Below are 9,551 nucleotides of genomic sequence, written 5' to 3' on the forward strand. Positions count from 1 at the left end.
GTCACCTTACGGCCATTAGCTTTATCATTTTGATATTAAAGCGATTTTATCTGTCTATTGTAGCGATTTTATGTATATAAGCGTTTGCGTTACATCACATTGGCTGATCGGTGGCAAAAAAACAGCAAAAAAAGGATGTGACAGACATCAACATTTGGCATTTTTAGTATAGGATAGCCATCCAAGACACTATACGGATTTCATGTATGAGCCAATCCACGTCCAATACCGCCCAATCCCGGGGCGTATTCGAGCGCGTCTTTAAACTGCAGGCGCATGGTACCACCGTCAGGACCGAAGTGATTGCCGGTTTCACCACGTTCCTCACCATGGTGTACATCGTCTTCGTTAACCCGCAGATCCTCAGCGCCGCAGGCATGGATACCCAGGCCGTGTTTGTGACGACCTGTCTGATTGCCGCCTTCGGCAGTATTCTTATGGGGTTGTTAGCCAACCTTCCGGTCGCGTTGGCGCCGGCGATGGGGCTGAACGCCTTCTTTGCTTTCGTGGTCGTCGGGGCGATGGGACTCTCCTGGCAGATCGGGATGGGCGCCATTTTCTGGGGCGCCGTCGGTCTGCTGCTGCTGACGATATTCCGTATCCGCTATTGGATGATCGCCAATATTCCGCTGAGCCTGCGGGTGGGGATCACCAGCGGTATCGGTCTGTTTATTGCGATGATGGGGCTCAAAAACGCCGGTATCATCGTGCCGAACCAGGATACGCTGGTGACGGTGGGGGAGCTGACGTCGCACCATGTTCTGCTGGGGGCGCTGGGCTTTTTCATCATCGCTGTTCTGGCGTCGCGTAACATTCACGCCGCGGTGCTGGTATCGATTGTGGTGACAACGGCTATCGGTCTGCTGCTGGGTGACGTGCAGTACAGCGGCATTTTCTCTATGCCGCCCAGCGTGACCAGCGTGGTCGGCCAGGTCGATTTGAGCGGAGCGCTGAATATCGGTCTGTCCGGCGTTATCTTCTCCTTTATGCTGGTGAACCTGTTCGACTCCTCGGGCACGCTGATTGGCGTTACGGATAAAGCGGGCCTGACGGACGTCAACGGTAAGTTTCCGCGCATGCAGCAGGCGCTGTATGTCGACAGTATTAGCTCCGTTGCCGGTTCTTTCATCGGCACTTCCTCTGTGACCGCCTACATTGAAAGCTCCTCTGGGGTCTCCGTCGGCGGGCGCACCGGGCTGACCGCCGTGGTGGTGGGGCTGCTGTTCATGCTGGTGATCTTCCTCTCTCCGCTGGCGGCGATGGTGCCGGGGTATGCCGCCGCCGGGGCGCTGATCTATGTCGGCGTGCTGATGACCTCCAGTCTGGCGCGGGTTAAGTGGGACGATCTGACCGAGGCGGTGCCGGCGTTTATTACTGCGGTGATGATGCCGTTCAGCTTCTCGATCACTGAGGGGATCGCGCTCGGCTTTATCGCCTACTGCGTGATGAAGGCGGGCACGGGACGCTGGCGTGAGATTAGCCCCTGCGTGGTGGTGGTGGCGCTGTTGTTTGTGCTGAAGATAGCGTTGGTTGATGCGCACTGATCCACGCGATGAAGCGCAGCAGCGACAGGGAGGGCATTAGCCCTCCCTGTTTGTTTATGGCGTACGGCGATCGTCCATAAGCCAGCGCAGCGGCTGGCTATAGCGTTGTTGCCACCGTGGCTGGCTGTCAACGTCGCTGTCAAAGCGGGTGCGCTGGACCTGATTGGTCGGGCTGAACAGACGATCGAGCCCGGCAACCTGCCGCTGCGCCGCGGCGTTGTGTGCAAAGTCGACCAGGTAGATGCGTCGGTTATTCAGCGGGGTATCCGCGGCGGCTATCTCCCCCTGGGGCGCGATCAGCAGCGCGCCGGCGTACTGTGACGGTGAGTCCTGCAGCAGGCGCGCGGCGTGCAGGGCGCCCTGGCCGCTGCCTACCAGGTAAATGCGGCGCGGGTTGACGGTGGTCTGCGTCTGTAAATCATTCAGGGCACGCTGCACGGCGCGTTGGGTACTCTGAGCATTAACGGTGGACCAGCGAAAAGCGGACTCAGACAGCTGCTGAGTTCCATTGATCTCAACGTAGGCTACGCCAAGCTGGCGGTAGAAAGCCCGCTTTTCAGCGTCGAGCTTGGCCGACTGCGCAAAGGCGTGCAGATAGACAATGACTGGCCAGCCCTCTTTGGGGGATGCACCGCTCGGAATGGCAAAAAACGGGCGTGCCTCCTGTTCACGGGCAAAGGCGAGGTAGCGTCGCTGGGTCTCCGCCAGTATTTGTCTGAAGGCCGGCCGTGAATGTAGCGGAATAAACGCCGGATTTTCCAGCAGGTGATAGTAGTACCAGTAGCCCCGCCGCACGCTTATCTGCAGGTAGCGTTCGGCCATCTCGGGGTTGCCCTGCGCCGCCAGCGCGCTGGCTATCTGATAGGGCGCCCAGCAGCTGCGTGGATCGTCGTCCATGACGCTCAGGTACATACCGATGGCGATCAGGTGGTTATCGATCTGCTGTCCGCGCAGATCGCCGCTGTGCGGCAGAGCTCTCTGACGCAGGCTCTCCGGCAGCGGCAGCGGCAGCGGCTGCTCGCCGTCGGGGAGACGGCTGGCGTTGACGCCCGGGATCAGCAGCAGCGTTAGTAGCGCAAGGCCATAGACACCCATATGAATAATAAATCCTTTTTATCAAACATGTCGGTGGTTTGCCCGCGCCCCGTGCGCGGTATGTCAGCTGGATACCGTCTGTAGCGGAACATGGCTGGTAAAGCGTAGAAACGTTGGTAATAGCTCCAGCGCCTGGCGTTTCTCTCTATCGACGTTGGCCAAGCGCCCGTTGGGCTGCATATACCAGTAGTGCAGCCGCTGCAGCGAGGGCGAGCGGCTGCAGGCCCAGGCGATATCGTTGTGTATCGCGCTCAGGGTTTCTACCTGCGGCGTAGCGCTTGAGCGCAGCTTTCCCGCGCCGGGCTGGATCCGCAGGGTATCGAGTCCGCTATTGCCGAGGCCGGATATTTTCAGTACCGATTGACGGATGGCCCACAGCTGGGTGATCGCCTCCAGTCTATCCTCTTGGCGTGCGATCCAGACTTTTTCCGTATTGCTCAGGTACTGTTGCTGCAGGGGGACAAACCCGCCCTGGCGAGCGCGGATAACCTCAATATCCAGGCCTACCTTACCGGTACATCCCAGCATCACCCCGACGATGTTGCCGCCATAGGCCAGGCTGAAGTCGGGCAGGCTGGGATCGATAAAAAAAGGGCGTCCGCGGCAGTCGATCGCCGTCCGCGGCAGTTTACTGTGGCCATACAGAATGGCCATCAGCTCCGCCAGCGCAACCCGGGCGTGCAGAAAACGCTCACGCCGCTTGGGGGAGTAGTGGAGTGAGGTTGCGATGACGTCTTCTGTGAGTCGATGGACGTCCAGTGGGCGATGCTCTGTGTTCCACCAGACAAAGTGGCTTTCCATAGTCACTCCCTATACTGCCGATCATCATGATGCGTCAGGCGGTAAAGATCGGTGTATTTACCGGTGTTCGTCCAGCATGCCTGTCACATGGCGGTTGTATAACCCCTAGAATTATTTATCCTCTAACGATATTTGATAATCATCATGTATGTAATGTGTGGCATAGCGCACTGATTTGGTCACCGCGCTAGCGATGAAGGCGAGATAAGAGGAGATATACAATGGAAAAGAAGGCGTAAGCCTTGGCTGCGATGGGGGCTGCTGGCGCTGGTGGCTGTCGCGATCGGCTGCACGCCGCTGCGCACGCTGAGCGGCGATCTGGCGGCGCTGCAGCGTCTGCTGGGGGAGATGGGATTTGTCTATGGCGCGCTGGGCTATATGATCCTGTTTATTGCCGCCTCGCTGATGCTGTTTCCGGGCAGTATTTTGGTGATCGCGGCGGCGATGCTGTTTGGGGTATGGTGGGGAACGCTATTTTCGCTGCTGGCGGCGACGCTGGCATCTGCCTGCGCCTTTCTGCTGGCGCGGTATTTGGGGCGTGACTGGCTACAGGCCCGCTTTGGATCGCGCCCGCTGTTTCAGCGGATCTCGCTGGGGATGACGCGCTATGGCGTCGACTTTTTGATTTTTACCCGCCTGGTGCCGCTGTTTCCTTACAATATTCAAAACTATGCCTATGGGCTGACGGACATCGGCTTTTGGCGATACACCTTGATTTCAGCGTTAACGCTGCTGCCGGGGACATTTCTCTACAGCTATATGGCGGCAACGCTGGCGCAGCGTGGGGTGACTTGGCAGGTTAGCGTAGAGCTACTGCTGTGCGGTCTACTGCTGTTTGCCATTACCCAGGCGGCGCGCCAGGTATATCGCCACTGTCTGAGTGCGGTACGCGATAGCTCGGATCCGCTATCGGGCGACTGAGGTTGTGCGAGGAGAGAAGAATGGATAGCCATCAGCTGTTTTGCCAAGAGATGGCCGGCGTGAAACTGCTGGTCTCGGATCGCCGGGTGTCGACGGCGCATGCAGCTCCCCCCAGCGAGGCGCAGTTGGCCCGGCGGGCGGCGGCGCCGCAGGCCTTGGACGCGTCAGTGGACTCTCTCTCGATGGCGTCGGTCGAGATGCTGCGCCCGTGCGATCTGCTGGGATTTAAGCGAGAGGGGATCCAGGACGGGGTTTATCGGAAGCTGCGGCTGGGTAAATATGCGCTGCAGGCGGTGCTGGATCTGCACCGTTATACGCTGGTTGAGGCGCGTACTGCGCTGCTGCAGTTCGTGGCGGACTGCATGGCGCGAGACGTTCGCACGGCATTGGTATTGCACGGCAAAGGGGAGCGCAGCCAGCCCCAGGCGCTGCTGAAGAGCTATGTCAGCGCCTGGCTGCCGCAGATCCCTGACGTCATGGCGATACACAGCGCCGATAGGCGCCACGGCGGCAGCGGGGCGCTCTATGTCTTACTGCGTAAGAGCGAGCGGCGTAAGGCGGATAACCGCGAGCGTCACCAAAAACGGCGAGGATAACGCCGGACGGGCCAGCGTTCGCTTTGGCGCAGCCTCACTTGCCGATGCAGAAGCTGGTGAAGATGCGCCCCAGCAGATCGTCAGAGGTAAACTCGCCGGTGATCTCGCTGAGCGACTGCTGCGCCAGACGCAGCTCTTCGGCCAGCAGCTCGCCGGCCATGGCACCGAGCAGCTGATCTTTTCCCTGCTGCAGATGCAGAGCGGCCTGATCCAGCGCCTGCAGGTGACGGCGGCGCGCCAGAAATCCCCCCTCCAGACTGGTATCAAAGCCCATGCTGCGCTTGAGGTGATCGCGCAGTACGTCGACGCCAGCGCCGGTGCGGGCCGACAGGCGGACCAGCGTATGGCCGTCGCCGTCGCTGATCCCCAGCGGCTCACCGGTTACGTCCGCCTTATTCCGCACCACGGTAATCGGCAGGCTTGCCGGCAGACGCGCGATAAAATCGGGCCAGATGGCGGCGGGATCGGTGGCGTCGGTGGTGGTGCCGTCGACCATAAACAGGACGCGGTCGGCCTGTTCAATTTCCTGCCATGCGCGTGCGATCCCAATGCGTTCGACTTCGTCGCTGGCCTCGCGCAGCCCGGCGGTATCAATGATGTGGAGCGGCATGCCATCGATATGAATATGCTCACGCAGGACGTCGCGAGTGGTCCCGGCGATATCGGTGACGATAGCCGCCTCTCGTCCGGCCAGCGCGTTGAGCAGGCTGGATTTCCCGGCGTTGGGACGCCCGGCGATCACCACTTTCATCCCCTCACGCAGCAGGCTGCCCTGGCGTGCTTCCGTGCGCACGCCGGCCAGCGAATCCATCACCGCATTCAGCTGAGCCTCCACCTTTCCGTCGGAGAGAAAGTCTATCTCTTCATCGGGAAAGTCGATGGCAGCCTCGACGTAGATGCGCAGGTGGATCAGGGACTCGACCAGCTGATGGATGCGCGCCGAGAAGACGCCCTGCAGCGAGTTGACCGCCGAGCGCGCCGCTTGCTCTGAGCTGGCGTCGATAAGGTCGGCAATCGCCTCGGCCTGCGCCAGATCCATTTTGTCGTTGAGAAACGCGCGTTCGGAGAACTCCCCTGGACGCGCGATGCGTAGCCCCGGCAGCTGCAGAATACGCTTTAACAATAAATCGAGGATCACCGGCCCGCCGTGGCCCTGTAGCTCTAGCACATCCTCACCGGTAAAGGAGTTGGGGCCGGGAAAATAGAGGGCAATGCCCTGATCCAGCATGGTTCCATCATGGTCTCGGAACGGCAGGTAGTCGGCATAGCGCGGCTTGGGCAGCTTGCCCAATAGCGCCAGGGCTACGGCCTGCGCCTGCGGGCCGGATACGCGCAGGATCCCTACGCCGCCGCGTCCCGGCGCGGTAGCCTGGGCGACGATGGTGTCGGATGAGCTGATCATGTTCTCTCTCTTTTGGCGTTGAGTGCTGGCCCGCGCGGCGGGCGGCAAGAAAAAAGGGGCGGTCATCAGACCGCCCCCCTGGTACCTCGCTGCATCAGCGTGGGTTATTTTTTATCCCTGCTGTGCAGACCGCGTTTTTCCAGACCGCGGTAAATCAGCTGCTGCTGGATGATGGTGACCAGGTTGCTGACGATATAGTACAGCACCAGACCTGACGGGAACCACAGGAAGAAGACGGTAAAGATAACCGGCATAAACGTCATGATCTTCTGCTGCATCGGATCGGTGACGGTTGTCGGCGACATCTTCTGGATGAAGAACATGGTTACGCCCATCAGGATAGGCAGGATGTAGTACGGGTCCGGCGCGGCCAGGTCATGGATCCACAGGGCGAACGGCGCCTGACGCAGCTCGACGGAGCCCATCAGCATGTAGTATAGGGCCAGGAAGATAGGCATCTGGATCAGCAGAGGGAAGCAGCCGCCCAGCGGGTTAACCTTCTCGCTCTTGTACAGCGCCATCATCTCCTGACTCATGCGCTGTTTGTCATCGCCGATACGTTCGCGCATGGCCTGCAGCTTGGGCTGCAGCATACGCATCTTGGCCATCGAGGTGTACTGCGCCTTGGTCAGCGGGTACATGATGCCACGAACGATAAAGGTGATGATAATGATGGCGAAGCCCCAGTTCCCGACGAAGCTGTGGATCAGCTGCAGCAGCTTAAACAGCGGCTGAGAGATAAACCACAGCCAGCCATAGTCCACGGTCAAATCGAGGTGCGGTGCGACGGCAGCCATATCGCTTTGCAGCTCTGGGCCGACCCATAGCGTGGTGCTGAGCACCTTCTCTGTGTTAGGCGCGACGCTGACGGACGGCGCTTTATAACCGATAGCCGCCTGGCCGTTGCCCAGATTGGCGGTGTAGAAGGTGTTTACGCCGCTATCGTGCGGGATCCAGGCAGTGGCGAAGTACTGCTGCAGCATGGCGACCCAGCCGCCTTTCGTCTGCACGTTCAGGTTCTTGTCTTCGATATCGCTGAAGCTGTACTTCTGATACTTGTCATCGCTGGAGGAGTAAGCCGCGCCGCGGAAGGTGTGCAGCGCAAAGTTGTTGCTGCCGGTATCGCGGTGCTTCGGCAGATCGACGGACTGCTTGAGCTGACCGAACAGGGTCAGATCCAGGGCGTCGTGGCTGTCGTTTTTCACCTTATAGTCAACGGCGATAGCGTAGTCATTGCGCTTAAGAACGAAGGTTTTGGTGTAGATAACGCCGTTCGCAGCGGTATAGGTCAGCGGGATTCGCAGCTCATCTTGGCCCGGCAGCATTTCGTAGCTGGTTTGGTTAGCGCTGTACAGCGGGCGGGCGCCGTTAGCCGGGTTATCCGGACCGCTCTTGCCGGTCAGGCCGCTCTGAGCCTGGTAGACAAACTGCGGCGTGGTTTCCAGCAGCTGGAACGGGGTATTTGAGCCCAGCGTAGCCGGGTAGGCCAGCAGATCGGCCTGCTCGATGTCGCCACCGCGGGTGTTGATGGTCAAAGCCAGTACGTCGGTCTTAACCGTAATAAGCTTACCCTGGCCGCTTTCCGGTACTGCCTGGCTAGCGGTGTCACTTACGCTCTGTCCTGCTGTCTGAGCGACCGGCTGCGGATTGTTGTCCGTCTGCCAGGCCTGCCAGATTAAGAAGGACACGAACAGCAGAGCGACGAGGAATAGATTACGTTGCGAATCCATCTTAATGTTCTCTGTTATTGGTCTTTGGCGGCACGGGATCATCGCCACCCGGGTTCAAAGGGTGGCATTTTAATACGCGTTTCAGTGTCAACCAACTGCCTTTTACCACTCCAAACCTGCGCAAGGCCTCAATTCCGTACTGTGAGCAGGTAGGATGGAAGCGACAGTGCGGCCCAAGCAGCGGACTGATAAAGCGCTGATAACCACGTATCAGCGCAATCAGGAGACGCGAGCCTGGCGACAATGGCGACGCCATAATTTTTCCAACATCTCTGTCAGCGCCCGATTATCGAGTTCCTGAACACCCTTTTTGACGATTACCACAAAGTCCATGGCTGGCAGCGAATGCTGACGCAGACGGAAACTTTCGCGTGTCAGACGCTTGATACGATTACGCTCGTGAGCGCGTTTGACATGCTTTTTGGCGACTGTAAGACCGATGCGGGGATACCCCAGCGAGTTCATACGGCCGAGAATGGTAAGTTGGGGCGTACCGGCTCGTTGCGGTTGCTGGAAGACGAAATTGAAGTGATTGGGAGTTAACAAACGTAACTCCCTAGGGAAACTTAGCTTAACCACTAATCTGGTCAGCTAAATTAACCGGCTACGGTCAGACGAGCGCGGCCTTTAGCGCGGCGACGGGCAAGAACCTGACGGCCATTTTTGTTTGCCATACGAGCACGGAAACCGTGGGTACGGTTGCGTTTCAATACGGACGGTTGGAAAGTGCGTTTCATAGCGATTTCTACCTAAACTTTAAATAATTACTGATCAGTAAACGCGTTTGGCTACTCGACGTGAGAACGACCGACGCCTCAATCGCATATATTAAAGAGGCAGGATTGTAATAATTGTACAGTCCTGAGTCAATTGACTTATGCCAAGCAGCTCACCTGGGCTCACACGGGTAAACCCGCTGTCACCGTCACACCTAACCTTCCGGAGGGTTGGGGTACTGCGTTTCCGGCAACAGAACGCAGGCGTAACGCGTGGGTGGCAAATTATACGGACTCCCTACCAAAGCGCAAGGATCTTAGTGTGATCCTTCTGACGATCTTGGGATCGGTGCGGCATTGATCAACGGTTTTTCTGAAAGTCTCCGCTTTGTGCTGCCGTTAACGCTATATTGCATAGGAAAAGGGATAATCCATACAGGGGGCCGGTTGGTCTGTGGATAAAAAGGATCGATTCTGTGCAGAAGGAGAGGATCTTCTGTGCGGTTTAGGCTATGATCCGCCATCCCGATCGCGATCCCTTTCTTGTGAGGGGCGGTTGTGCGAGTATGCCGCGCAAGCGGTGACCAGGAAGTGGTCAAGTTGTGGGTAACCTGTTTATGATCCCGCCGCCCCGTTGGGATCCGGCCGCATTGCGCGCCGCGGGCTACCGGCTGCATTTCCGGTAAATGAAAAACCCTAAGCACCCTAATCATTTCTTATTTATCTTTGTTCGAGTGGAGTCCGCC

At 58.4% G+C, this 9,551-nt stretch carries 10 protein-coding genes; 3 read left to right on the top strand and 7 right to left on the bottom strand.

Annotated elements, in window-relative coordinates; genetic code table 11:
* Positions 1 to 206: 206 nt before the first annotated feature.
* Positions 207 to 1,544 (top strand): NCS2 family permease, encoded by a 1,338-nt coding sequence (locus L1P05_RS17115; RefSeq protein WP_012850338.1) that lies wholly within the window; start codon positions 207 to 209, stop codon positions 1,542 to 1,544.
* A gap of 54 nt (positions 1,545 to 1,598) precedes the next feature.
* Here L1P05_RS17115 and L1P05_RS17120 read toward each other — a convergent pair whose 3' ends face one another.
* Positions 1,599 to 2,639 (bottom strand): TPR end-of-group domain-containing protein, encoded by a 1,041-nt coding sequence (locus L1P05_RS17120; protein WP_012850339.1) that lies wholly within the window; start codon positions 2,637 to 2,639, stop codon positions 1,599 to 1,601.
* 63 nt (positions 2,640 to 2,702) lie between these two features.
* Entirely contained in the window at positions 2,703 to 3,440 is a 738-nt protein-coding gene (locus tag L1P05_RS17125) for a 4'-phosphopantetheinyl transferase family protein (RefSeq protein WP_012850340.1), read from the bottom strand.
* Positions 3,441 to 3,710: 270 nt separating this feature from the next.
* Between L1P05_RS17125 and L1P05_RS17130 the strand changes: the two genes are divergently transcribed.
* Positions 3,711 to 4,361 carry a TVP38/TMEM64 family protein gene (locus L1P05_RS17130; RefSeq protein ID WP_012850341.1) on the top strand — a complete coding sequence of 217 codons (651 nt, stop codon included), beginning with the start codon at positions 3,711 to 3,713 and terminating at the stop codon, positions 4,359 to 4,361.
* 20 nt (positions 4,362 to 4,381) lie between these two features.
* Positions 4,382 to 4,957: a DNA endonuclease SmrA gene (gene smrA / locus L1P05_RS17135; protein WP_012850342.1), complete on the top strand. Its 576-nt coding sequence runs from the start codon at positions 4,382 to 4,384 to the stop codon at positions 4,955 to 4,957.
* A gap of 34 nt (positions 4,958 to 4,991) precedes the next feature.
* Here the strand turns inward: smrA and mnmE are convergent, their stop codons facing one another.
* The 5 genes from mnmE to rpmH all read right to left on the bottom strand — a co-directional run bounded on the left by mnmE (position 4,992) and on the right by rpmH (position 8,826).
* Positions 4,992 to 6,356, bottom strand: coding sequence for a tRNA uridine-5-carboxymethylaminomethyl(34) synthesis GTPase MnmE (gene mnmE / locus L1P05_RS17140; protein ID WP_041692615.1), 1,365 nt, complete (start codon positions 6,354 to 6,356; stop codon positions 4,992 to 4,994).
* A gap of 107 nt (positions 6,357 to 6,463) precedes the next feature.
* On the bottom strand, positions 6,464 to 8,089 hold the full coding sequence (yidC, locus tag L1P05_RS17145; protein WP_012850344.1) for a membrane protein insertase YidC: 1,626 nt from the start codon (positions 8,087 to 8,089) through the stop codon (positions 6,464 to 6,466).
* A 1-nt stretch (position 8,090) separates the two neighbouring features.
* Positions 8,091 to 8,345 carry a membrane protein insertion efficiency factor YidD gene (gene yidD / locus L1P05_RS17150; protein WP_015462597.1) on the bottom strand — a complete coding sequence of 85 codons (255 nt, stop codon included), beginning with the start codon at positions 8,343 to 8,345 and terminating at the stop codon, positions 8,091 to 8,093.
* Positions 8,309 to 8,668, bottom strand: a complete 360-nt coding sequence (gene rnpA / locus L1P05_RS17155; RefSeq protein ID WP_015462598.1) for a ribonuclease P protein component — start codon at positions 8,666 to 8,668, stop codon at positions 8,309 to 8,311. The genes yidD and rnpA overlap by 37 nt, the downstream gene beginning before the upstream one ends.
* Positions 8,669 to 8,685: 17 nt before the next feature.
* The gene (gene rpmH / locus L1P05_RS17160; protein ID WP_015462599.1) at positions 8,686 to 8,826 is read right to left on the bottom strand and encodes a 50S ribosomal protein L34; all 141 of its coding nucleotides are present in this window, start codon (positions 8,824 to 8,826) and stop codon (positions 8,686 to 8,688) included.
* Positions 8,827 to 9,551 lie beyond the last annotated feature (725 nt).

The organism is Edwardsiella piscicida, from assembly GCF_021733145.1.
In the GTDB taxonomy this organism is placed as follows: domain Bacteria; phylum Pseudomonadota; class Gammaproteobacteria; order Enterobacterales; family Enterobacteriaceae; genus Edwardsiella; species Edwardsiella piscicida.